Origin of the sequence: Flavobacterium sp. (genome assembly GCF_039930565.1) — a bacterium.
Taxonomy (GTDB): domain Bacteria; phylum Bacteroidota; class Bacteroidia; order Flavobacteriales; family Flavobacteriaceae; genus Flavobacterium.
Genome location: NZ_JBDTTP010000003.1, coordinates 95,233 through 120,615 on the forward strand (window position 1 = coordinate 95,233; position 25,383 = coordinate 120,615).

Consider the following 25,383-nt stretch of genomic DNA (forward strand, 5'->3'; position numbering starts at 1 on the left):
GCTAAATATAAATGGTTGTAAATAAGGTAGTAAGCTATAATTTTTTCATTAATACTGTGATTAGTATATTTTTATTTTGGTCATGTAAACCTCAGATGGCTGTGGCTTCATTAATTAATCCTTGGAATACAAAAGAATTAATTGAGAAAAAAGTTCTTTCAACTCATTTTTTAGATAAAGTTTATAATGTAAATGATTTTGGCGCTGTAGCTGATAGTACGACATTAAATACAGCAGCTTTTGATAAGGCAATAAAAACCTGTTCTGCGAATGGTGGCGGAAAAGTAATTGTTACAAAAGGAAAATATTTAACCGGACCTATACATTTGGAAAGTAATGTAAATCTTCATTTGGAAGAAGGTGCTGAAATTCTTTTTAGTACAAATCCTAAAGAATATCCTTTGGTTCATACTTCATTTGAAGGAACAGAATTAATGAATTATTCACCACTGATTTATGCGAAAAATAAAACTAATGTGGCTATAACTGGTAAAGGAATACTTAATGGTCAGGCAAATAATGATTATTGGTGGTCTTGGTCAGGAGGTAAAAGCTACGGTTGGAAAAATGGAATGCCGTGTCAAAACGATCCTCTGAACCGGGCAGTTTTAGTTGATATGGCTGAAAAAGATATTCCTGTAACAGAAAGGATTTTTGGTGAAGGGCGTTATTTACGTCCAAATTTTATTGAATTTTTTGAATGTAATACTGTTTTGATAGAAGGTGTTAAAATAATAAATGCCCCTTTTTGGATTTTGCATCCTATTAAATCTAATAATATAATTATTGACGGAGTTACTGTTGACAGTCATGGTCCTAATAATGACGGCTGTGATCCGGAATACTCTCAAAATGTAATAATAAGAAACTGCATTTTTAATACAGGAGATGATTGCATTGCGATAAAAGCCGGAAGAGACGCTGATGGAAGAAGAGTAGCCATTCCGAGTAAAAATATAATTGTGCAGAATTGCAAGATGATTGACGGGCATGGAGGAGTTGTAATTGGAAGTGAGATATCCGCAGGGGTAAATAACGTGTATGTGGAAAACTGTGTAATGGATAGTCCAAATCTTGACAGGGCTATCCGTATTAAAACAAATTCAAAACGAGGTGGCGTTATTGAGCATGTTTATGTGAGAAATCTGGAAGTGGGAACGGTTAAAGAATGTGTGCTGAAATTGAATATGTTCTATAATGTATATGGATCACAGACAGGAAATTTTATTCCGACCATAAGAAATATAAGCCTGGAAAATGTGAGGGTAAAAAATGGAGGTAAATACGGTATTTGGGCTGAAGGATACAAAGAATCACCAGTTGAAAACATAACACTAAAGGATGTTGTTATTGAAAAAGCAGACTCTGTTTATCTGCTTAAAAATGTTAAAAATTTAAATTTTATAAATACCTATATCAATGAGAAAAAAGTAGAAGCAATTAAAAATTAAAAACTATCAATTAACTATTAAAACCAAACTATGAAAATCAAATTATTAAAGAAAAGGATAAAATACAGTTTTGTATTTTTATTTTTTATGAATTTCTTACTGATCAATAGCATGAGCGCTCAGACGAGTGTTGTTGAGGGAAAGATTACTGATGCTGCCGGTCTCTCTCTTCCGGGAGTAAACATTCAGGAAAAGGGAACGAAAACCGGTACTTCTACAGATTTTGAAGGAAGTTTTAAAATAAATGTTTCTAATAACAAAGCTATTTTAGTGATTAGTTATTTGGGATTTCAAACACAGGAAGTGAGTGTGGCTGGAAAGTCTAAAGTGAATGTAAGTCTTTCAGAACAATCAAATTCACTAAGTGAGGTTGTTGTTGTTGGTTATGGAAAAGTTAAGAAAAAAGATTTAACCGGAACTGTTTCTACCATACAGGCAGAGGCAATTACGGAAAGAAATACTACGAATGCATTACAAGCTTTACAGGGTGCTGTTCCTGGAGTGCAAATTCAAAACACAAGTGGTCGCGTAGGGGATCCCGTTAAAATAGTAATTAGGGGAAACAATTCCCTAACCTCAGGAGGCTCAAATCCTTTATTTGTTATTGATGGAGTTTTTTCTGATAATATGGACTTTTTAAACCCGCAGGATATTTCTCGAATGGATATATTAAAAGATGCTTCTTCAACTGCTATTTACGGATCCAGAGGTTCAAATGGGGTTGTGATAGTAACAACTAAAAGCGGTAGTACTGCTAAGTCAGGGCTAACAGTATCATTTGATTCTTATGTTGGTTCTAAAGAAGTTGCGAGGCTTCCTAAATTAATGAGTGGTGCGGAGTTTGCTAAATTTAACGTAGATGCTTTTATTTTTTCAAGCAGATTATCTGCTAATACGCCTGATACTGCGACGAATTTAAGTATTGTTAGAAATTTGTCACTTGGTGATCCGGCAACACGTACTCAAATGTTATACAGATCCAGAGTTGCAAATAATGAAACTTTTGATTGGCAAAAAGCATTGTTAAAGACAGGTATTCAGCAAAATAATTATCTGTCTGTTTCAGGAAAATCGAAAGAAGGACTAGCTTATAATTTTGGTTTAGGTGTTCAAAGTGAATCAGGTAATGTAATTAATGAAGATTTAACCAGATATACTTATAAATTAGGTCTTGATCACAAAATAAATGATAAGTTTTCTTTAGGAACAAATATAACTTTAGCAAGAACCAATCAACAATTAGGTAGTGATACCGCAATGAGTTTGGCTTTTGCACAAAACCCGTTTGCTACACCATATGATCAAAATGGTAATTTACTGGTAGCTCCTTCTAAAGTTCCGGATCCATTAAATCCAACTTTAAATATATTTGATAAAACCAGTGCTTATAATCCATTATTAGAGATAGCGAATACAAATAATAAGGTAAGTAAATTAAATATTATTGGAAATTTTTATGTAGAATACAAACCACTTTCATGGCTTACATTTAAATCTGCCTATTCTGCAGGATACGAAGATTATAAACAAGCTACTGTTTGGGGGGCTCAAACAACAGTTGGAGTGCAAAATAAGAATTTGGGCATGGCTCATAAAAGGACTTTAGAAAGTTTTAATTCAACTTGGGATAATCAATTTAACATAGATTATAAAATAAATGATGTTCATAATTTTAATTTGCTTGGACTTATAACCAATGCTTATGAAAAGGATGAAAGATTTTTTGCAGCATCCGGACAGGCTCCTTTTGATTTAGGTTCTAATGATTTTCCATCAGGTTTACCAGCAACATACACTTATGTTGATCCTTTAAACACGAGTAAATTGCCTAATTATGCGTCTAGTTCTTTAAGCTCATATGCTGTACGTTTTAATTATGGATTTAAAAGTAAATATTTATTAACACTTTCTCAAAGATGGGATGGTTCTAGCCGTTTTGCAGACGGAAATAAATGGGGGTCGTTCCCTTCTGGGGCATTTGCATGGAGATTGAGTGAAGAAGATTTTATGAAGAAACAAAATGTAGTTTCTGACTTTAAATTAAGAGTAAGTTATGGTTTTACAGGAAATAATAAAATAGATCCTTACAGTACAATTAATAAAGTTGACTCCCAAAGTTATTATAACTTAGGAAATGGATATTATCCGAATATTCCGGGTAATCAAAATTTAAAATGGGAAAAAACCAGAGAATTAAATATTGGTGCAGATTTCGGGTTCTTAGAAAACAGAATAACCGGTAGTGTAGATGTTTATGACAGATTATCAGATGATTTATTGTATTCTGTTAAAATACCAAACGAAACAGGATTTTCTAACTACCTGACTAATTTGGGATCAGTAAGTAATAAAGGGGTTGAGGTATCATTAACTACTAAAAATATCCAAACCGATTTCGTTACATGGGAAACCTCATTTAATTTTACTAAAAATGTAAATAAAATTATATCCATAACTGATAAAGTGACAAATGATGTAGGTAATAAATTATTCATAGGTGAAGCTACCGAGGTTATTTATAATTACAAGTATGATGGCGTTCGTCAGGCGAGTGAAGTACAGGCTTTGTTAGCTGCTTTACCTGCAACTGCAACTGCTGCTCAAATTCAGGCAGTAAAAGATTTGGAAGGACAGGCAAAAGTAGTAGACACTAATAATGATGGCAAATTTGATTCTAATGACAGACAAATTTTAGGGAATGTAAATCCAGATTGGACTGGAGGAGTAAGTACTAAACTTACTGTTGGGAATTTTGATTTATCTGCTAATGCAGTAATAAGTCAAGGAGGAATGGTGCAAAGCCAATTTCACAAATACTTCGCAGATATTACCAATAGAGGAAATCAAAGAATGGCAGGTTTAGATTATTATGTACCAGAAAATGGGGCAGGCTTAACACCAAATTATACTAATGCATATCCTCAAATTTTAAATGGAGGTGCTTTTTGGGCCAACGATGGTGGAATAGCCTATTATAAAGATATCTCTTATGTGAAAATTCAAAATATTGCATTGGGGTATACTTTTAAAAGCGATGTTGTTCAAAAGTTTAAAATGAAATATTTGAGAATTTATGCCAATGTATCAAATCCGTTTGTATTTACTAAATATGATGGATATGACCCTGAATGGGCCGCTGCTTCGTTGAATGTATCACGTGTTGCTTCTATAAGCTATCAATTAGGTTTCAGCTTTAAATTCTAATAAAATATAACTAAAAAAATGTTTAAGATGAAAAAAATAATTTTAATTCTTTCTTTTGTGATTATTGCACTTAGTTCTTGCAGCGATTACATAGAAGAAGATAACAGGTCTAGTGCTACTACTGATGAATATTTAAAGGCTTCTGGTTTTGAAGGCTTAGTAAATGTTAATTATTCTCAATTACGGGAAATATATGGAAATGAACCTTGGCTTTTTGTTGCAGGTACTGATTTATATTCCGAAGGAAGAGGATTAGAGCCACCTGGAGTAAGTCAATATGCGATATTAACACCTTCTTCAACAAATATTGATTTTTTATACAGAGAGTGTTATAAGGCAATAGTAAAAGCGAATACAGCTCTATATTTTGCTAATTTGACAGAAAAGACAACTACACTTCCATCAAGAATTTTAGAAGTTCGTTATTTGCGTGCTAATGCTTATTTTGTATTAGTGCAAACTTATGGTGGGGTTCCTTTGGAATTAGATTATAATCCAACACCTAAAACCTCATTTACAAGAAATACTGCGCAAGAAATATATAGTTTTATTGTAAAAGAACTGGAAGAGATAACTCCGGATTTAGGTACAGTAGCATATAGCGGACGTGTTAATAAAAGAGCAGCTCAGGATTTGTTAGCTAAAGTGTACTTAACAAGAGGATATGAAGCTTTTGGAGAAGCAAGCGATTTTACTAAAGCAGCATCCTATGCTGATGCGGCAATAAATGGGCAGGCACTTACTATTCCTTATGCAGATTTATGGGCTCCTGGTTTTGCAACTACTGTAAAAGGAGATACAAATAGCGAAGTTATTTTTTCTGCCAAATTTAGTGCTGCCAGTGTAAGTACTAATCCTCAAACATTAGGAAATTCTCAAGGTAGTTATTTTGGGTCTTATTTAGGTGGTCCTGAAGTTAGTGGAAAATCTCCTCAAAGAATTTATTCATTATGCCTTACTGATCATGCAATTAGCCTGTTTGAGCAAGGGGATAAAAGATGGGAAGCTACTTTTATGACCGAAATTTTTACCAATTATTATGATCTTTACAGTACAACTGCTGATAAAAGCCCGTCTAAAGTAAAACGTTTCTATGCACCAAAATGGTTTACTCCTAATGATGAGGCTGCTTATTTGAATTCTCATCCACAACTTAAGATTAATGCTGCAGATCCAAAAAGTGTATTAAGTACATACAGACGTTATGGAACTTATTCATCTCAAAATACTGAAACATCAGATTTTAACATGATTTGTGTTCGTAAGTTTGATGATCCAACTGCTCCTTATGCTACAACGGGATCAAGCAGAGTATCTACACGTGATTTTATTATATCAAGACTATCAGATACTTACCTAATAGCTGCTGAAGCCTATTTTAAAGCGGGTAATCCATTGGCATTAACCAGGCTAAATGCCGTAAGAGCAAGAGCAGGTGTTCCAAATGCAACAGCGGCACAATTAAATATTGATTATATTCTTGATGAAAGAGCAAGAGAAATGATTGGCGAATATAACAGGTGGTTCGATTTAAAAAGAACAAATAAGCTAATAGAAAGAACGTCTCTTTATAATCCAAAAGTACAATCGGTAAATTTTGATGGTGCTAATGGAGAGAAAAAAATTCTGAGACCAATACCTCAGGAAACTATCGATTTAAATAAAAATAAAGATTTCCCTCAAAATCCAGCTTATCTGTAAAAATAGGTTGGTGCCGAATTAATAAAAATATTGTTTTTTGAATTAGTTAAAAAGGAGTTTTGCAATTTGCAGAACTCCTTTATTAACTAAATTTAAGTTTTGATTATGAAGTATATATTTAGTTTAATATCATTTTTTTTATCCAATGTTATTTTTGCACAAAGCAATTATAGTATTGATACTTCATACACAATAAAAAAGACTTACACTAAATTAATAAAGGATTATCCTTTTATAACAATTGCAGAAAGTCAAAAAAATACAAATGTTACCCAAATTAGTGATGTAGTTTATAATGAAGGTAAAAAAAGAGCATTGCATTTTGATGCTTTCATTTATAAAATAAAAAAAAGAAATCCTGCCGTAATCATGATACATGGTGGAGGCTGGAAATCTGGAAATAAAAATCAGATGGAGGCTTTGGCAAAAATAATAGCTTCTAAAGGCTATTCCTGTTTTGCAATTGAATACAGGTTATCATTAGAAGCAAAATACCCCGAGGGGATTTATGATGTAAAAAACGCTATTAAATTCATAAAAGATAATGCTCGAAAATTCAATGTAGATCCAGACAAAATTGCTATTTTGGGATGCTCCTCGGGAGGCCAGATGGCAGCATTGATTGGTACAACAAATGAAGATTCAGCTTTTGACGATCCAACTAATAATAGTAAATGTTCATCAAAAGTAAATGCAATTATCAATATTGACGGTATTTTAGCTTTTAGGCATCCGGAATCTTCAGAGGGGGAAGTGGCATCATTTTGGTTAGGAGGTTCTTATGAAGAAAATCCTGAAAACTGGAAAAACGCTTCTGCTTTAAGTCATACCAATAAAAATACAGTTCCAATATTATTTATTAACAGCAGTATTCCAAGGTTTCATGCCGGAAGAGATGATATGATCAAGATATTAAATCAGTATAAAATTTACAATGAGTTCCATACAATAGAAAATTCGCCTCATTCCTTTTGGTTTTTTCAGCCCTGGTTTGATGAGACCGTAAATTATACCACATTATTCCTTGATAAAATTTTTAAATAATTAAAAATGAAAACAAAAATCACAATCGCAACCTTATTCCTATTGGTTTTTTCAACAGTCAATGCTCAAAAATACGATATTAAAACGGCTAAAACCTATGCTGAAATATCGGCCAAAACTGATGGAAAATGGGAAAATCGTAAATATATTGGAGGTACTGTTTTTAAAAATGTTAATCAGTTAAAACTGTCTCCGGAACACACTGACCACTCTTTTGATATTCGTTATGAAGGCCCGGGATGGGAAAGCAATAAGGTAGGGTATCGTTTGTATCTTGACTGGAGAAATGCGATTGATATCTTTGGTAAAAAAACCGAAGCTATTATTTTACCTGAGGTAGGTCAGGATAATTTTGATTCCTATCATGAAATGAGTGACTGGGGATCTGATATTTTGAAGGCCGGAAAAGGAATCGGAATTGGATCAATAGACCGTTATCTTGATAATAAAAAATTACACTTTTATGAAGTAGATTCAACTATTGCCAATGTTGAAAATAAGGTAAAACAATCTTCTGTAAAAATCCGTTATTATGGCTGGAAAACGGCTTCGGATAAAATTGATTTTACTTCAGAATTGATAATTAAACCGGATCAGTTATATACGGAGCATAAAATTAAGGCGTCAAAAGAAATTAAGGGTATTTGCACAGGAATCGTTAAACAAAAGAATACTGAATTACTTAAAAAAGAAAGCAAAAATAAAAAATGGGCCTATTTGGCAACTTATGGTATACAATCATTAGTGCCAGATAAATTAGGCATGGCTATTTTTTATGAAACCAGTACAATCGAAAATGCTGTGGATGCTGAATTAGATTATCTATTAGTTTTTAAACCTGCAACAAAAGCAATTTCATTTTATTTTTTAGGCGCCTGGGAACAACAACCTGATGGAATTAAATCACAAGATGAATTTGTAAAATATTTAAATGAAAAATTAGAGTTACTCAACAAAAAAGGTAAATTGTAATGTATGTTTAGAACTGTTTTTATAAAAAGAGATTGTATTAAATTGGTAATCATTTTACTGCTTTTTTCAGGTAAGACAATTGCTCAGGATAATCAGAATAAATATGTCATTCCAAACGATTCAAAATGGTCAGAAAGAACGGCACTTACAATTTTAAATAATTATCCCAAAGCCTGGCAGATTGATAGTAACGAGAAACCAAAATGGGATTATAAAATGGGATTTTTGTTGTTTTCTTTTGAGAAATTATATCAAAAAACCAATGATGCAAAATATCTGAATTATATAAAACAATATGCCGACGAATTTATTGATGATTCGGGAAATATTGCAAAGTATGAGGTTAAGGAATATAATATAGATTACATTAATCCGGGAAAAGTTCTTTTTAATTTATATGAAATAACCAAAGAAGAGAAATACAGAAAAGCCCTTCTTCAGTTAAGAAATCAATTAGAAAATCAGCCAAGAACAGCAAGTGGCGGATTTTGGCACAAGCAAATTTATCCCAATCAAATGTGGATTGATGGGTTATATATGGCTGAACCATTTTATACACAATATACAGTTACTTATGAAAATGGAAAAAGTTTAAATGACATCGCCAGACAATTTGAATTGGCTCACGATAACATGATAGATAAAACAACAGGTTTGATTTATCAGTGCTGGGATGAAAGCAAAGAAATTGGCTGGTCAAACAAAGAAACAGGAACATCGCCAACAATTTGGGGAAGAGGAAATGGATGGTATATGATGGCCCTGATTGAAGTTCTTGATTATTTTCCCAAAAGTCATCCAAAGTATAAAGTTCTGGTGAAATATTTGAATGAAATATCTAAAAATATAATAAGACATGCTGATGTATCCGGATTGTGGTATCAGGTTGCGGATAAACCCGCTCTAAAAGGTAATTATCTGGAACCTTCGGCTTCTGCGATGATTATTTATGCTTTTGCAAAAGGTGCCAGTAAAGGATATCTGTCTTCAAAATATAAAAAATCAGCGCAAAAATCCTTTATTAGTTTTACAAAACAATTTGTACGATTAAATGAAAAGGGAGAAGTAAATATTTTAAATGTTTCACCAAGTGTTGGTTTAGGCGGTAAACCTTTTCGTGATGGCACAAATGAATATTATATTACCGGAAAAACAAAAGATAATGGTTCACCTGCATTGGCGGCATTTATTCTAAGTGCAATAGAATTAAATAAATAAAATTTCAATAAAGTCAAAAATAAGTTATTATGTTAAACAAAAAATCGATTCCATTTAAGGCAGTAACACTTTTTATTTCATTTGCATTTTTTGGCTGTGGCAGCGTGGCGCAACAGCAGATAAAAAATACTGATTCACAAAACCTGACTACCATTTCAAAAGACTTAAAATGGTCAGACAGAATGGCTTTGACCTTAATGAAACGTCATCCGGAATCCTGGCAGATTGATGATTCCAAAGCTCCAAAATGGGATTATGTTCATGGGCTTGTCTTATATTCATTTGAACAGTTGAATAAGAAAAATCCAGATCCAAGATATACAGCTTACGTGCAGGGTTATTTAGATGCGCTGATTGAAAATGACGGAACAATCAAAACGTATGATTTTGAAAAATACAATATAGACATGATTGTAGCCGGACGTTTGCTTTTTAATGCCTACAATAAAACAAAAGAAGAAAAGTATTTAAAAGCAATGCAATTATTGCGCAGGCAGATAGCAGAACAGCCAAGAACTAAGAGCGGTGGATTCTGGCATAAAAAGATCTATCCCAATCAGATGTGGCTGGATGGATTATATATGGGAGAACCATTTTATGCCCAATATACAGCTACTTTTGAAGGCGGAAAGAGTTTAGATGATGTAGCGAAACAATTTGAACAAATTCAAATGCATGCTACAGATCCAAAAACAGGCCTGTTATATCATGGGTGGGATGAAAGTAAACAAATGCCCTGGGCTAACAAGGAAACCGGAAATTCTCCAAATTATTGGTCAAGAGCTTTAGGATGGTATGTAATGGCCCTTGTTGATGCATTGGATTACTTTCCAAAAGACCATCCAAAACAAAAAGAATTAGTAGGTTACCTAAATAGTGTTTCTGCCAGTTTAGCACAATATCAGGATAAATCAGGTTTATGGTATCAGGTAACTGACAGAGCAGGAGGAAAAGATAATTATCTGGAAGCTTCAGGATCTTCGATGTTTGCTTATGCTTTTGCAAAAGGAGCAAATAAAGGATATTTACCTTCAAAATATAAAAAATTAGCTAATAAATCATTTGACGGCTTAACTCAAAAATTAATAAAAGTTGATGCTGATGGTACAATTATATTAACACAGGCTTGCCAAGTTGCAGGTTTAGGCGGTGATCCTTATCGTGATGGTTCATATGAATATTATGTCAACGAAAGAAAAAAAGACAATGATCCTAAAGCAACAGGTCCATTTATTTTGGCGGCATTAGAATTAAACAGATAATATATTCCTGCTAATGAAATTTATAAAAATAATATTTTTTGTTTTATGCTGTATTGTCTCTCAAACAGTACTATCACAAGAAAAAAATGAAAGCAATTCGCAGGTTTGGATATCTGATAATGGAGACGGAACCTATAAAAATCCCATTTTATATGCCGATTATTCAGATCCTGATGCTATTCGTGTTGGAGATGATTATTATATGACAGCATCATCATTCAATTGTATTCCGGGTCTGCCTGTACTTCATTCAAAAGATTTAGTAAACTGGAGCCTCATAGGGCATGCACTTTCAAAACAAAAACCTTTAGATGTATACAATAGAGCCCAACACGGAAACGGTGTCTGGGCTCCTTGTATTAGATATCATAAGAATGAATTTTATATTTATTATCCCGATCCTGATTTCGGAATATATGTTGTAAGAGCTAAAAAAGCTCAAGGCCCATGGTCTGAACCTGTTATGGTAAAAGAAGGAAAAGGATTAATTGATCCAGCACCTTTGTGGGATGATGACGGAAAAGCATATCTGGGTTATGCTTTTGCAGGAAGCCGTGCAGGAATAAAAAGTGTTCTGGCAGTATGTACAATGAATCCTGAAGGCACATCTTCAAATAATGATGATGTTATGATCATTGATGGTCATGCAGATGAAGCCACTATTGAAGGACCTAAGTTTTACAAACGAAACAGTTATTATTACATATTTGCCCCTGCAGGCGGAGTAGCAACGGGATGGCAGACTGTCATGAGATCTAAGAATGTATTGGGTCCTTATGAGAAAAGGAAAGTGATGGATCAGGGAAAATCGACTATAAATGGTCCACATCAGGGAGCGTGGGTTCAAACTCAAACAGGAGAAGATTGGTTTATTCATTTTCAGGATCAGTTTGCCTACGGAAGAGTGGTTCACCTGCAGCCAATGAAATGGGAAAATGACTGGCCTGTAATTGGAAATGACGATGATAAAAACGGTACAGGAGAACCTGTTATATTGTATAAAAAACCAAATGTTGGCAAAAAAACCTTTCCTGTTAAAACACCGCCTGAAAGCGATGAATTTAATGTTGGTAAATTAGGACTACAATGGCAGTGGCATGCTAATCCTCAAATTACCTGGGGATTTCCTACTACACTGGGATATTATAATCTGAATTGTATTCCGGCTCCAAAAGATTATGTCAGTTTATTCGATGTTCCAAACTTGCTCTTGCAAAAACTTCCGGCAAACGAGTTTACTGCTACCGCAAAAATGACTTTTAATTCAAGATTTGATGGTGAATATACAGGCTTGGTTATTATGGGATTAGATTATAGTTTTTTATGTTTGCAACAAGAAAGCGGCAAATTGTTTATTTCGCAAAAAACAGCATTAAAAATAGATAAGAAAAGTGAAGAATCTGAGAGTAAAAGAATTTTAATCAAGGATAAAACCATTTATTTGCAGGTAAGAATAAAGGCGGGTGGAATTTGTAATTTTTTCTACAGTGAAGATGGTCTAAAATTCAATTCAATTGGTGAAAGTTTTACTGCAAAAGAAGGTAAATGGATTGGTGCTAAAATGGGTTTTCTGGCATTACGGGATGGCAGTATTAATGATGCCGGGAGCGTTGCAATTGATTGGTTTAGAGTAACAAAATAAAATTACACCTATTAAAATAATTAACTAAAAACAATAACTAAACAAACGAATTTAAAATGAATCAACTTAAAAAAACGGTATTATTACTTTTATTAAGTAGTTGCTGTTATCTTAACGCACAGGAAAAAGCTAAAAAGTGGCCAGATTTAATCTTAAAAAGTTATTCTGCCTGGTTTGGTTCTGAAGAGGGCAAAAAAATTGCAGAGAATGTTTTGCTTTACCAAAGGGATATAGGCGGATGGCCTAAAAACATTCCGATGCTTAATGAACTGACAGAAGAAGAAAAAGCAAAACTGACAGCCCTGAAACCCATTGCAAAAGATTGCACTATAGATAATAGGGCTACCACTCAGGAAATACTTTTTGTTTCGAAAATGTATGCGCAGACAAAAGAAGAAAAATACAAGGATTCATTTTTAAGAGCTGTCAATTATTTACTTTCTGCACAATATGCTAATGGTGGATGGCCTCAATATTTTCCATTAAAAAAAGGATATTACACACACATCACTTATAATGATAATTCAATGGTTGATGTTTTGAATGTATTGAGAGAAGTAGCAAACCAAACAGAATATTACAGTATAAAACCTCCACAGGAAACTGTAGATAAAGCTAAAATTGCTTTTGAAAAAGGAATTGACTGCATCTTAAAAACGCAATACAAACAAAATGGTGTTTTAACGGTTTGGTGCGCGCAACATGATGAAGTTACTTTTGCACCAGCTGATGCGAGAGCTTATGAGCTTGCTTCGTTGAGCGGAAAAGAATCTGCCAAAGTAGCTTTATTATTAATGTCTGTTGATAATCCTTCACCCGAAATTAAAACTGCAGTAAAAAGTGCTTATGACTGGTTTGAAAAAACAAAAATCACAAACCTTAAAGAGGAGCGTATCTATAATGATGAAGGCAAAATTATTGGTAAAAAAATGTATCCTATGGATGATGTTGCTCCTATTTGGCCAAGATTTGCTGAGCTTGATACCAATGAGGCGTTTTTCTGTGACCGTGACGGAATTAAAAAGAAATATATAACTGACATTGGTGAAGAGAGAAGAAATGGTTATTCATGGTATTCTAATGAGCCTAAAGAAGTTTTGAAAAAATATAAAAAATGGTCTAAGAAATATGGAGAAAGAATTTCTGAGGAATAATCTTTAAGATCAATAAATTTTAACATAGAAGATTTGACTTTTCAAAAGCTAAAAAAAATGAAACTTAAAGCTTTTTTATTTTTATTTTTTTTCAATTTCAGGATAAGAAAATTAAAAAAACCTCTTTGAACAATATTGAAATTAAATGGGCAAAAAATGCTATATCAAGTGAAAATGCTGAAAATGTCATTATGAATGAAGTCTTTATTGGTGAAAAAGCGACTGTTCCTTCAGCAGCAAAATAAGTTTAAGAAGTTCAATAATCAATAAATTTAAGATCTGAATGAAATATTATTTTTTAATTTTTTCCTTAATTTCAATAAGCCTCACTGCTCAAAAAACGATAATTTATACTATTGGTGACTCGACAATGGCGAATAAAAAAGATTCGGACAAAAACCCTGAACATGGATGGGCACAAGTACTTCAGCCCTTTTTTAAAGATAATGTTGTTATCGAAAATAAAGCAGTGAATGGACGCAGTACAAAAAGTTTTATCAATGAAAAACGTTGGGATTCCATTTATAAAAAACTTCAAAAAGGAGATTACGTTTTTATAGAGTTTGGACATAATGATGAAAAAACAGCCGATTCAACAAGATATACCAATCCGCATACAAGCTACCGTTATAATCTGATTAAGTTTGTAAAAGAAAGCCGGCAAAAAGGAGCAGTCCCTATATTATTAACTTCAATCGCAAGGCGTAATTTTAATGATAAAGGCGTTTTGATTGGCACACATGGAGAATATCCATTAGAAACCAGGCTAGTTGCTCAGGAGTATAAAGTTCCTTTTATTGATTTGGAATACTATACAGAGATGCTGGAACAATCTTATGGCCCTGAAAAATCTATGCAATTGCATTTGCATTTTAAAAAAGGAGAGCACCCTTATTATTCTGAAGATAAAGCAGATGATACACATTTATCTAAAAAGGGAGCAACTGAAATTGCACAAATTGTTGTGAGACAAATCAAACTTTTAGAAGATCCATCTGTTGAAAAACTTAAGAAAAGCATTAAATAAAATAATTGTTTTAAACTCTGCAACAATTTAAAAAAATTAAAATGGCGATAGATCTAATTGAGATACATCGCCATTTTATAGTTTGCTGTTATTTCTTTTGCAGCGGACTGATAATCTGAACATTCTGAAATACAATTGCGCCTTTTACAACTCCGGCAATAGTGCTTCTTAAAGCATCAATAATTTGCATTTTAAGTTCGCTTTTAGGATAAATTAAACTTACTTCACGAGCAGGTTTTGGTTCTTTAAAATTGCGTAATTTCAATTTGTCTGATTCTTTCAGATCTAAAGTGTGCAGGTACGGAAGAAGCGTTGTGCCCAAACCTTCATCGGCTAATTTTATGAGGGTTTCAAAACTTCCACTTTGTATTTGAAAATTATTCTGCTCAACATCAGAACCGTGTTTGCATAAATTTAATATTCCATCCCTAAAGCAGTGCCCATCCTGTAAAAGCAGGATTTCATTTATATTCAGATCAGAAACTTCAATTTCTTCTTTCGAAAAGTTAGAATGATGTTCTGGGATGTAAGCGACAAAAGGTTCAAAGTACAATACAATTTCCTTTATTTTTTCATCTTCTAATGGAGTTGCAGCAATTGCTGCGTCTAAATGACCATTCTTTAATTTTGTTATGATCTCATCTGTATTAAGTTCTTCTATTAAAAGCTTAACTTTTGGATATTTTTTGATAAAATTATTTAAAAACATAGGTAAAAGGGTCGGCATGATAGTTGGAATAATTCCCAATCTGAATTCACCCCCAATAAATCCTTTTTGCTGTTCTACAATATCCTGGATGCGGTTGGCTTCGTTTACAATATTTTTTGCCTGACTTACTATTTTTTGACCTACATCAGTAAGCTGAATGGGCTTCTTGCTTCTGTCAAAAATTAGTATACTGAGCTCTTCCTCAATTTTTTGTATTTGCATGCTTAAGGTTGGCTGTGTAACAAAGCACTTTTCTGCAGCAAGAGTAAAATTTTTGTGTTCTGCGACAGCCAAAACATATTTTAGTTGTGTTATAGTCATTTTGATAGTATTTTGTGATGCAAAAATAAGTAAATATAATTTTTTTTTATAATTATTTAAGCAAGTTATTTTAAATTTATTGAATGATAGAAGTTAAAATGCGATAGCAAAGAGAAATTGTAAAAGACTATGTATCAAAATTCTAAAAAACAATGATATAATAAATTAGAGGGTGTTTTTAATTTATGTTAAATTTTTTTAAATTTTTTGGTTATGTTGCTTTGATTTTGTTCGTTTAATTCTATTTTTGCCGCAATGAAATTAATCGCTCGCATATTATTATTCATATTTTTTGCCTTCTTATCTACCCCGGCTATTGTCACGGCGATAAAGAAAAGCAGCGATACCTCTATGTTTTTTAGCTGTTCTGAAGAAGAACATGTTCACAAGGAGCTTAAGGCAGCTGTATATCCGACAATTTTTGAACACGAATTTGCTTTTCCGGCTTACATAGGATCAAAATTGATTCTATCTGGAAATATAGTCAAGCTTGATAATATTTCCCCAAGTATATTTGCTCCACCCCCAAATCACGTATAATACTTCCCGATTATCTTAACGAGTCTATATTTTTAATAATGTAGCCGTATCTAATGAATAATTTTTAGTATTATATTATGACAAAAAAAATAAATCTTTTTGCCAACCTTAAATCTGATTTTGCGTCAGGATTAGTGGTTTTTTTAGTGGCTCTTCCTTTGTGTTTAGGTATTGCAATGGCCTCAGGGGCTCCTTTGTTTTCGGGTATTATTGCTGGTGTTATTGGAGGTATCGTGGTTGGATATCTTAGTCAGTCACATATTAGTGTTTCAGGACCCGCAGCTGGATTAACAGCTATTATTTTAACTGCAATTACAGATTTTGGTGCATTTGATGTTTTTTTAATGTCTGTATTTATTGCAGGATTAATTCAACTGGCTTTGGGCTTTCTAAAAGCGGGAAGTATTTCAAATTATTTCCCAACTAATGTTATTGAAGGAATGCTGGCTGGTATTGGAATTATTATTATTCTGAAACAATTACCTCATGCTTTTGGATATGATACTGATTTTGAAGGAGATCAGGCTTTCGTTCAAAACGATGGGCATAATTCATTTACAGCATTGTTTGATGTTTTTAATCATATTCAGCTGGGTGCAATAGTGATTTCATTAGTTTCACTGGTAATATTGATTTCATGGGAGAAAGTTTCTTTTCTGAAAAAATTGAAACTGGTTCCAGGTGCTCTTATTGCTGTTATTGCCGGAGTAGTATTAAATGAAATCTTTGTTTCATCAGGAAGTTCATTAGCAATTGCAAAAGAACATTTAGTTTCCTTGCCTGTTCCAAAATCATTTGATGAGTTTAAATCAATTATTATTACACCAAATTTTGGTGCGATAACAAATCCGCAGGTTTGGATTGTAGGTATTACAATTGCTATTGTTGCTTCTATCGAAACTTTATTGTGTATTGAGGCTGCTGACAGGATGGATGTTCAAAAGCGTTACACCAATACTAATGTCGAGTTAAAAGCACAGGGAATCGGTAATATTATGAGTTCACTTTTAGGAGGTTTACCAATGACTTCTGTCGTAGTACGTTCATCTGCTAATAATAACGCCGGAGCAAAATCTAAAATGTCAACCATTATTCATGGTGTGCTTTTATTAATTAGTGTATTGGCCATACCTGCCATACTAAATAAAATTCCATTGGCCACATTAGCAACCGTATTAATTCTGGTTGGATACAAATTGGCAAAACCTGCAACCTTTAAGCATTTCTGGGAAAAAGGAAAGTATCAGTTTGTACCGTTTATTGCAACTTTAGTATTTGTAGTTGCTACAGACTTACTTAAAGGCGTAGCATTAGGAATTATCATCAGTGTTATTTTTGTATTGAGAGGGAACTTAAAAAGAGCTTATATCTTTAAAAAAGAAGAATACGAAGATGGAGATATCATTCACATCGATCTGGCACAAGAAGTTTCGTTTTTAAACAAAGCTGCTATAAAGCAGACATTGAGTGAAATTCCTGAAAACTCTAAAGTTATTATCAATGCTCATGACACAGAGTATATCGCGCATGATGTACTTGATTTAATACGGGAGTTTAAAGAAACACGTGCAGTAGACGAAAATATCAAAGTAAAATTAAAAGGCTTTAAAAAGGCATACGATTTAGAAAATACTCCTGATAAAGACAATCATGTTTCGATAGAACATTATTATGATGTTGCTAAGAGAGCATTGATTAAAAAAGAAACATCCAAAGAAAAATTTTAAACAATTTAAATAAATTATGGTATTTCTATAGCTAAAGAAAGTGTCAAAATTTAAATAACTTTACAAAAGTTTCATTGATATTTTAAAATATAAAAATACTATTTCAAAAACTAAATAAGTAATGAGAGAATTTTATCAAAAATTATTAGACAATAATAAAGAATGGGTTGAAAAATCATTAGCATTAGATCCAAATTATTTTGCAGATTTAGCAAAAGGCCAAACACCTCCATTATTATGGATAGGATGCTCAGACAGCCGTGTCCCTGCCAATGAAATCATTGGTGCTAAACCAGGTGAGGTTTTTGTTCACCGTAATATTGCCAATATGGTTGTACACTCAGATATGAATATGCTAAGTGTATTAGATTATGCAGTAAATGTTCTAAAAGTAAAACATGTTATTGTTTGCGGGCATTATGGCTGTGGTGGTGTAAAAGCTGCAATGGGAAATATGTCTGTGGGAATTATTGATAACTGGATTCGTCATATTAAGGATGAATACCGTTTACATGATAAATATTTAAATTCAATTGAAGATGAAACACAACGTTTCAATGCGTTTGTTGAAATCAATGCTAAGGAACAGGTTTATAACTTAGCAAAAACTTCAATTGTACAAGGTGCCTGGAAAAATGGACAGGAATTGATGCTTCACGGATGGGTTTATGGTTTAAATTCTGGTTTTGTAACCGATTTAAATGTCAATATCGCTTCGAATGATGAATTAGATGATGTTTACCAGTTAAGTAATCTATAAAAAAATCGCCCTTTTAAGGGCGATTTTTTATTCGTTTTCGTCCAGGTTTTCATTAAAAGCAGAGGGCAGCAATGTGGGTATGAATTTTATTAAAATAGGTAATAATAAGCTTCCCCCCGGAAGTAAAAATATTGTCAGCGATGGTATCGTTTTACAAATATCCAAAAGCTGCTTTTTTACTTTCTTTTTTTCTTTTGCATCCAAATCCCTGCGTGTAGAGTGAGCCAATAGAATCATTAATTCTTTACTTTGAATTATTTCTCTTATTAGCCTGTTTTTGTTTCTTACAATCAATTTAATTACACTGTGAGTCATTTGATCATAAAAATGCTTCACAGGATTTGAATAATTAAAATAGGGGATTTTCTTTTTATGATTTGAAATAAAATTATTAGTTGTAGCAATACTTCTGGTTACAAAATCATCAGTTACGCTCATCATTGAAGCTAAGGAATATAAAAAATAAGCTTCTTCATTTTCAACTACGCCATCACTCCACAAAGCCATTCCGGCCATATCAATCAAATAATATTGTTCCAGTTTGTTATTAAAGTAATCTAATTGTAAAGTTTCTAATGTATTAAGAGTCACTTTTGAAAACTTTGTATATCGAATAGAAGCTTCAAAAAGTTTAATTAATAAATCATCATGCTGTGATTTGATAGTTTTAGTTTTTAAAGCCAAACCTACTATACCAAGAACAGTATCTTCAATTTTCTTCAAATATTTTTCAGGGATTGCCCCATGGACAAGATATTGTCTGAATGCTAAAACATCAATGAATAATAAAGCATTTGTTACTAAATGCGAAAAGTTTTTACTTATTATACTATCATTGGTTTGTACCCTTTCATCAATAATACTTTCTAATGCTATTGATGGAGTATCTTTAGGAAGTAAAATTTTGAATAAATTAAACCCTTCCGGATTCATTTGTTTGTAAAATTTTAAAACGTCTGGGATAAAATTATTAGTTTCTGAACTTCTTTTCTCTAAACAATAAACACCGTACAAAGTATTCAATAAAGCAACCTTAGAAATTTCTGTTTTAAACCAGCCTTTTATAGGAATCGGAATTTGTGAATTTATAGAAATAATGTGACCATAAATAAATCCGGTTTCCCTCACTTTATTGTAAAAAGACTCCGGATTCTCAAAAGAAATTGCTTCTGAAAACCTTTGTTCACTAAAAAATTTATCTATCCAACCTGATGCAGACGGGTTAATCATTACTATAGTTTGAGAATGCAAAGCTATATCTTTTTCTCATCTTAAAATCTAATTTAAAAAAATAACCACTAATTTTGTAAAAAAAGTGGTTATCAGATTTTTATTTGATTATTCCTGCACAAGCAACCCTGCCACCAGCATCTCCTGATGGCTGTGTTGTAAAATCATCTGTACCCTGATGCACTATTAAGCCTTTTTGTAATATGTTTTTGGTTTCATCCTCACATCCTATACACCATTCATCTGTCGTGAGTGTGATGGTTCCATTGCCTTGAGAATCAGCGGTAAAGTTGCCAATATCGCCTTTATGATATTCTCCAATTCCCCATTTTCCATGCTTCTTAAAAGTAGGGTTCCAATGGCCACCTGCTGAACTGCCGTCTGCTGCACTACAATCCGATTTTTCGTGAATATGGATTGCGTGAATTCCAGGAGTTAATCCTGACATTTTTGCAACAAATGTCACCTTTCCATTTTTTTCTGTAAAAGTTGCTGTTCCCGCTAAAGTACTACTGCTTTTTGGCTCAAGAGCTACAGTAATAGTTTTAGCATCATTTGATTTTGTATTTGTTTTACAGCCAATTATACAGGATGTAATTATTGCGAAAGAAACTAGTATTTTTTTCATGTACGAAGATTTTAATTATATAAAAAGTAAGTTTGTAATAAAGTTAAACAAATTCTGTGATGATCAAAGTTAAAAAAAACCAAAACTATTGTTTGAATTAGTGTAATTATAGCAAAGTAGCTAACTTTAATGTTATTTGATCTAATTTTAAGATGATATTTTTAATTTAATTTATAACATATGGTAAAGAATGCTTTAATTTTAGTTGTTTTAGGACTTTTATTGGTTTCATGTAATATTTTTAAATGCAAAAAAAGTGATGCTGATTCTAAACTTGAAGGAACATGGGAGCTTAATTATATATCAGGGCCAAGAATTACTTTTGAAGGTTTATATCCAAATAAAAAACCAACAATAGTTTTTGATTTAAAGGAGAATCGTGTTTCTGGTAATAGCAGTTGTAACTCCTACACAGGAAAATTGAGTGTTAAGGGTAATAAAATTGATTTTACACAACCAATGGTAATGACTAAAATGATGTGTGAGAATGGTAATGGGGAGCAAACGTATATGAATACCCTGCAAAAAATAACTTCGTACAGCATAACTGATGATGGCAAAACCCTAAATCTTATTTCTGGTGATATTGTCACGATGCGATTTGCTAAAAAATAAGAAATGATATGGAAACTGAATTAGCAATTTTTTTAACACTAATTTCTTTTCTTAGTTTTGATGGAACTGCTCAGGAAAAAACCAAAAAAGAAATAAAGAACGACAGAAAATTCCAGGAAAAAAAACAAACTGAAGCTTTGATAGCATCTAAAAATTTTGTTTTTGACGCTGAAAGGGTGATTACGCAAAGAGGAAGACTACTTGTTTTGGATTATAATACCTATTTTGTAAAATTTAATATAGAAAAGGCTGAAGGTGATTTACCTTTTTTCGGGCGTGCATTCAATATAGCTTACGGGTCTGATGGTGGTATTAAATTTGAAGGCAAACCTGAAAATGTAAAAATAGAAAAAAAGAAAAAATCACATATCGTAAAAATGACAGTAAGAGGCAAAGAGGATACTTATGATCTCATTTTTTCTGTCTTTTATGATGGAGGCACTACACTTTCGATCAATAGTAATAAAAGGGCTCCGATTTCTTATGATGGAAATATAAGAGCACCAAAAACTCAATCCGATAATAATAGTAATACTCAGAACTAATCTAAATTTTATTTGGCTGTTTTTATTTCATAAATAGCATTCACCATACCGCCTTTAGTTTTATCCAAAACTAATTCCCAAAACATAATGCCACCTAATTTTTTAGAGTTTACATATTCTGTTTTGGCTTTTATTGAAGCAATATCATCCCCTGTTGCAAATGTTTTTTCTTTTTTATTGTACCAATAGGATGCCTGCGCTTTTTCATCCCAAAAATATTTCCAACCGTTTGCTTCTGTATAAGTTGAGTCAAAATTTTTAAAAGAAACCCCTTCAATATGCTCACCATCCTGATACAAACCGTTATCTATGTTTTCAACATTTTTCCATGTCCTGGTATAAAAAGCAGCTCCAATAACCAATTTTTCAGGAGGAATTCCTAGCTTTAATAAATAGGATACTGCTTTGTCTGTTGATTCTTCAGTTGTATTGGTGCTGTATAATGGCGTGTGATGTCCGGTAACTTTAGAATACCCATTTACCAAATCGTAGCTCATTATATTGACACGATTAACTAATGGCATGACAATTTTCCATTCTATAGATTCGTCTAAAAACTTTTGAAATCCTCCTGCAGCAAAACTTATTTCATACTTTTTTCCTAAAGTAGAACGCAGTATTTTAATCAATTCTGTAAAGTTAGTCTTGTCTGCAGGTTGAAATAAATGCCCGGGAAGTCCTTCAATTCCTGGATATTCCCAATCTAAATCTAAACCATCAACTTTAAAATAATCACTTACTTCTTTTACTGATTTAGCAAACTTCAGTCTTCCTTTAGCTGTTGAAAACTCTGAAGAGCATGGCTCACAGCCACCCCATCCACCTAATGACAATATAATTTTAAGTTGTCGATTTGTTTCCTTTAAAGAAACCAAGTGTTTAATGGTTGTAGAATCTTTAGGATTATCAACGCTTAATTTACCGTCTTTTAAATGGCAAAAACTAAAGATGATTTGATCCAGTTTCTGAATATCAAATTCATTAATCAATTTGTCATCGCCTGTGTAGTAAGCAATAATGTCAAATTTTTTGTTTTTTTGCGCACTCATAATTGTAGTAGATAAGCACACTAAAAAAAAGCAGATCAGATTTATTTTTCTCATTTTTATATTTTTGCATTTTAGAATATTAAATATAATGCAATACATTTAATCTTTAATAAAATTTGCAAATGCATGCAAAAATAGTACATATAATAGTTTCTGATGCCCGCAAGAACATAAAAATAAACCCGCAAAGTTTCGGACTTTTGCGGGTTTAGACAAATTAAAAGCTAAAAACTATTTTTATGTTAGAAGCAGTATTCGTTTTCTGCAACTAATTTATTGGTAATTGTCTCTCTCAATGCCACTACGTTTGGCATGTTGGTGTATTTTGTAAAACGTTTTAATCCCATTAACATCATACGTTGCTCGTCACCTTCAGCAAAAGAAACAATTCCTTCTTTTCCTTTCTGGTTTACAATATCAACTGCTTTGTACAAGTATAATTTTGCCATTGCAATTTGTTCCTGAACTTTTGCTTCTCCTTCTTTTTTGGCTAATTTTTCCGTTCTCAGAATAATACTTTCAGCCATATAGATTTCGATTAAGATATCAGAAGCAGCCATTAACAACTGTTGATGAGCATCTAAATCCGGGCCAAATTTTTGAACCGCACTTCCTGCAACCATCAGGAAAACTTTTTTCAGGTTCGCAACGATTCCTTTTTCTTCAGCAAATAACTCAGAGAAATCCGCAACATCAAAAGATGGAATTCCCATTAACTCTTCCTGAACTTTCATTGCTGGTCCTAATAAATCAACATGACCTTTCATGGCCTTTTTGATTAACATTCCCACAGAAAGCATTCTGTTAATTTCGTTTGTTCCTTCGTAAATTCTCGCGATACGGGCATCTCTCCAGGCGCTTTCCATTGGAGTATCTTCAGAGAATCCCATTCCGCCAAAAATCTGAATTCCTTCATCAGCACAGTTCTGAACATCTTCAGAAACAGCCACTTTCAAAATAGAACATTCGATAGCATATTCCTCAACACCTTTTAATTCTGCTTCCTGATGCGTTGTTCCTTCGGCTTCACGGGCAGCAATTCTGTCTTCTATATCTTTTGCAGCTCTGTAAGAAGCACTTTCTCCTGCATAAGCGCTAGTTGCCATTTCAGCTAATTTAGAACGAATAGCTCCAAAAGATGAAATTGGTGTGTTAAACTGAATTCTTTCATTAGCATATTTTACAGCTCCGGAAGTAACTCTTCGTTGAGCATCCAGACATGCTGCAGCCAGTTTAATACGACCAACATTCAAAGCATTCATAGCAATCTTGAAACCGTTTCCTCTTTCAGATAACATGTTTTCAACGGGAACTTTTGTATCATTGAAGAAAACCTGACGTGTAGAAGAAGCACGAATTCCTAATTTATGCTCTTCTTCATTCATTGAAATTCCGTTAGCCGGATCGTTTTCAACGATGAAACCTGTAATGTTTTTATCATCACCGATACGGGCAAAAACGATGAAAACGCTGCAGAAACCTGCATTTGAAATCCACATTTTTTGACCTGTAATTTTATAATGCGTTCCATCTTCAGATAAAACGGCTTTTGTTTTTCCTGAGTTGGCATCAGATCCTGCGCCCGGTTCTGTTAAGCAATAAGCCCCAAACCATTCTCCTGTAGCTAATTTAGGAACGTATTTTTTCTTTTGTTCTTCAGTTCCATAAAGGGTGATTGGCATAGTTCCAATTCCGGTATGAGCACCAAATGCAGTTGAGAAAGATCCAGTTGCACCAGAAATGTAATCACAAACCAACATGGTAGAAACGAATCCCATCCCTAATCCGCCATATTCTTCAGGAACTGCAACTCCAAGAAGTCCCAATTCACCAGCTTTACGCATGCTTTCTTCTGTAAAGGCGTAATCTTTTTTCTCAAAACGATTTTTGTTGGGCCAAATTTCTTTGTCTACAAACTCTTTTACAGAGTCACGCATCATCAATTGCTCTTCTGAAAAATCTTCTGGTGTAAAGACATCTTCGCATTTTGTTTCTTTAACTAGGAATTGACCTCCTCTTGTTTTGTCGCTCATGACTTTATTATTTTAAATTTTGAATTATAAATTTTAAATTATTTTAACTCTTGTGATGTTTTAATTATTTTGGTTATAATATTAATGATGTGTTCAACCTCAATTAGATAATTATTAATTTCAATTGATGTTAAATTTGATTTATCCAGTAATCGTAACCAATATTTTGTTTCTCTTGCTTCTTTTGAAGCAATGGACATTTTGTGAATAAAATCCTTTCTGGATTGAGCAGCAATTGCTTCTTCAACATTTGCTCCAATGCTTGTGGCAGATCTTAAAATTTGTTTAGAAATTATGAATTCATTTTCTTTTTTAAGTTGAACAAAAAGATTTACTATTGACAAAGCAAAATCAAAAGTTTTTGTAGCAATAATATTTTCTTTCATCTACATTTAAAATTTATAATTCAAAATTTAAAATAATTAAAGAACTTCATAGATACCAGCACTTCCTTGTCCAGTCCCCACACACATACTTACAATTCCGTATTTATTTCCTCTGCGTTTCATCTCATCAAATAACTGAACAGAAAGTTTAGCTCCTGTACAACC

General features: G+C 32.9%; 20 protein-coding genes and 1 pseudogene. 14 read left to right on the plus strand and 7 right to left on the minus strand.

Annotation, left to right across the window (positions count from 1 at the left end; all coding sequences use genetic code 11):
- The first annotated feature begins 11 nt into the window (after positions 1-11).
- From ABI657_RS02055 to ABI657_RS02100, 10 genes are all read left to right on the plus strand, one after another.
- A complete protein-coding gene (locus ABI657_RS02055; protein WP_348095573.1) occupies positions 12-1,451 on the plus strand; it encodes a glycoside hydrolase family 28 protein in 1,440 nt (479 codons plus the stop codon).
- A 30-nt stretch (positions 1,452-1,481) separates the two neighbouring features.
- The gene (locus ABI657_RS02060) at positions 1,482-4,655 is read left to right on the plus strand and encodes a SusC/RagA family TonB-linked outer membrane protein (protein ID WP_348095574.1); all 3,174 of its coding nucleotides are present in this window, start codon (positions 1,482-1,484) and stop codon (positions 4,653-4,655) included.
- Between the two features lie 27 nt (positions 4,656-4,682).
- On the plus strand, positions 4,683-6,356 hold the full coding sequence (locus tag ABI657_RS02065; RefSeq protein WP_348095575.1) for a RagB/SusD family nutrient uptake outer membrane protein: 1,674 nt from the start codon (positions 4,683-4,685) through the stop codon (positions 6,354-6,356).
- Positions 6,357-6,461: 105 nt separating this feature from the next.
- On the plus strand, positions 6,462-7,400 hold the full coding sequence (locus ABI657_RS02070; protein WP_348095576.1) for an alpha/beta hydrolase: 939 nt from the start codon (positions 6,462-6,464) through the stop codon (positions 7,398-7,400).
- Positions 7,401-7,406: 6 nt separating this feature from the next.
- On the plus strand, positions 7,407-8,372 hold the full coding sequence (locus tag ABI657_RS02075) for a DUF4861 family protein (RefSeq protein WP_348095577.1): 966 nt from the start codon (positions 7,407-7,409) through the stop codon (positions 8,370-8,372).
- A 3-nt stretch (positions 8,373-8,375) separates the two neighbouring features.
- Entirely contained in the window at positions 8,376-9,590 is a 1,215-nt protein-coding gene (locus tag ABI657_RS02080) for a glycoside hydrolase family 88 protein (RefSeq protein WP_348095578.1), read from the plus strand.
- 29 nt (positions 9,591-9,619) lie between these two features.
- A complete protein-coding gene (locus tag ABI657_RS02085) occupies positions 9,620-10,852 on the plus strand; it encodes a glycoside hydrolase family 88 protein (protein WP_348095579.1) in 1,233 nt (410 codons plus the stop codon).
- Positions 10,853-10,865: 13 nt separating this feature from the next.
- A complete protein-coding gene (locus ABI657_RS02090) occupies positions 10,866-12,494 on the plus strand; it encodes a glycoside hydrolase 43 family protein (protein WP_348095580.1) in 1,629 nt (542 codons plus the stop codon).
- A gap of 56 nt (positions 12,495-12,550) precedes the next feature.
- A complete protein-coding gene (gene pelA, locus ABI657_RS02095) occupies positions 12,551-13,648 on the plus strand; it encodes a pectate lyase (RefSeq protein ID WP_348095581.1) in 1,098 nt (365 codons plus the stop codon).
- 283 nt (positions 13,649-13,931) lie between these two features.
- Complete coding sequence (locus ABI657_RS02100) at positions 13,932-14,675, plus strand: rhamnogalacturonan acetylesterase (RefSeq protein WP_348095582.1); 744 nt, start codon at positions 13,932-13,934, stop codon at positions 14,673-14,675.
- 88 nt (positions 14,676-14,763) lie between these two features.
- On the opposite strand, the gene ABI657_RS02105 is transcribed toward ABI657_RS02100, so the two are convergent.
- Positions 14,764-15,705: a LysR substrate-binding domain-containing protein gene (locus ABI657_RS02105; RefSeq protein WP_348095583.1), complete on the minus strand. Its 942-nt coding sequence runs from the start codon at positions 15,703-15,705 to the stop codon at positions 14,764-14,766.
- Positions 15,706-16,322: 617 nt separating this feature from the next.
- Here ABI657_RS02105 and ABI657_RS02110 point away from each other — a divergent pair.
- Positions 16,323-17,972 (plus strand): SulP family inorganic anion transporter, encoded by a 1,650-nt coding sequence (locus tag ABI657_RS02110; RefSeq protein ID WP_348095584.1) that lies wholly within the window; start codon positions 16,323-16,325, stop codon positions 17,970-17,972.
- A 121-nt stretch (positions 17,973-18,093) separates the two neighbouring features.
- Positions 18,094-18,732, plus strand: a complete 639-nt coding sequence (can, locus tag ABI657_RS02115) for a carbonate dehydratase (protein WP_348095585.1) — start codon at positions 18,094-18,096, stop codon at positions 18,730-18,732.
- A 27-nt stretch (positions 18,733-18,759) separates the two neighbouring features.
- On the opposite strand, the gene ABI657_RS02120 is transcribed toward can, so the two are convergent.
- Positions 18,760-19,962 carry an LETM1-related biofilm-associated protein gene (locus ABI657_RS02120; RefSeq protein ID WP_348095586.1) on the minus strand — a complete coding sequence of 401 codons (1,203 nt, stop codon included), beginning with the start codon at positions 19,960-19,962 and terminating at the stop codon, positions 18,760-18,762.
- Between the two features lie 100 nt (positions 19,963-20,062).
- Complete coding sequence (locus tag ABI657_RS02125) at positions 20,063-20,590, minus strand: superoxide dismutase family protein (protein ID WP_348095587.1); 528 nt, start codon at positions 20,588-20,590, stop codon at positions 20,063-20,065.
- A 180-nt stretch (positions 20,591-20,770) separates the two neighbouring features.
- Here ABI657_RS02125 and ABI657_RS02130 point away from each other — a divergent pair, with 180 nt between their 5' ends.
- Together ABI657_RS02130 and ABI657_RS02135 are read left to right on the plus strand one after the other, a co-directional pair.
- Positions 20,771-21,205 (plus strand): META domain-containing protein, encoded by a 435-nt coding sequence (locus ABI657_RS02130; protein WP_348095588.1) that lies wholly within the window; start codon positions 20,771-20,773, stop codon positions 21,203-21,205.
- 8 nt (positions 21,206-21,213) lie between these two features.
- Positions 21,214-21,750: a DUF4251 domain-containing protein gene (locus ABI657_RS02135; protein WP_348095589.1), complete on the plus strand. Its 537-nt coding sequence runs from the start codon at positions 21,214-21,216 to the stop codon at positions 21,748-21,750.
- An 8-nt stretch (positions 21,751-21,758) separates the two neighbouring features.
- Here the strand turns inward: ABI657_RS02135 and ABI657_RS02140 are convergent, their stop codons facing one another.
- The 4 genes and pseudogenes from ABI657_RS02140 to ABI657_RS02155 all read right to left on the minus strand — a co-directional run.
- Positions 21,759-22,799: a glycoside hydrolase family 18 protein gene (locus ABI657_RS02140; RefSeq protein ID WP_348095590.1), complete on the minus strand. Its 1,041-nt coding sequence runs from the start codon at positions 22,797-22,799 to the stop codon at positions 21,759-21,761.
- 242 nt (positions 22,800-23,041) lie between these two features.
- Complete coding sequence (locus ABI657_RS02145) at positions 23,042-24,832, minus strand: acyl-CoA dehydrogenase family protein (RefSeq protein WP_348095591.1); 1,791 nt, start codon at positions 24,830-24,832, stop codon at positions 23,042-23,044.
- Between the two features lie 38 nt (positions 24,833-24,870).
- Positions 24,871-25,218, minus strand: coding sequence for a four helix bundle protein (locus ABI657_RS02150; protein ID WP_348095592.1), 348 nt, complete (start codon positions 25,216-25,218; stop codon positions 24,871-24,873).
- Between the two features lie 36 nt (positions 25,219-25,254).
- Positions 25,255-25,383 (minus strand): annotated as a pseudogene (locus tag ABI657_RS02155) (acetyl-CoA C-acyltransferase); the annotation flags it as partial.